The sequence below is a fragment of the Streptomyces hesseae genome (assembly GCF_031845785.1).
Lineage (GTDB): Bacteria > Actinomycetota > Actinomycetes > Streptomycetales > Streptomycetaceae > Streptomyces > Streptomyces hesseae.
In genome coordinates this window covers 1-408 of sequence record NZ_JAVRFI010000084.1, presented here as the reverse complement: position 1 = coordinate 408, position 408 = coordinate 1, and the positions used below count along the sequence as shown (strand labels likewise).

The 408-nt window shown below is 67.9% G+C and carries 2 protein-coding genes; one reads left to right on the top strand and one right to left on the bottom strand.

The window, feature by feature from the left end; genetic code table 11:
- Positions 1 to 224: hypothetical protein (locus tag RM609_RS34315; RefSeq protein WP_311616602.1), on the top strand; the 224-nt coding region annotated here is incomplete at its 5' end.
- Positions 225 to 228: 4 nt separating this feature from the next.
- Here RM609_RS34315 and RM609_RS34310 read toward each other — a convergent pair.
- Positions 229 to 408: TetR/AcrR family transcriptional regulator (locus tag RM609_RS34310; protein WP_498073180.1), on the bottom strand; the 180-nt coding region annotated here is incomplete at its 5' end.

Below are 408 nucleotides of genomic sequence, written 5' to 3'. Positions count from 1 at the left end.
CCGAGGCCCAACTGGCCGACGAGATCCGGGTCGTGGCCGGCGTGGCCGCCAAGCGCGCGACGGCCGTGGTGCACATCGGTGTGGTGAACATGCTCGTCGAGCAGGGCATGGATTTCCGTGAAGCTCGGGACTTCGTGGAGACCAACATGCCGTTCGCCACCCCCGAACAGGCCGGTGAGGCCGAACTCGCGCTCATCGCGCGGCACTCCGACCAGTCGCACTGACCACCTATAGGTCAGGCAACCCCAGCTCGGCCGCATCGGCGGTGAGGTAGCGGGTCACCGTCGGTGCGAGCAGTCTCACGACGTCTTCACCGTCGAGCGTTGCCATCGGCGGGACTGCCATCACGTAACGCAGCATCGCGGTACCCACCAGGCTCGATGCGGCGAGCATGGCCCGCAGCCGGGC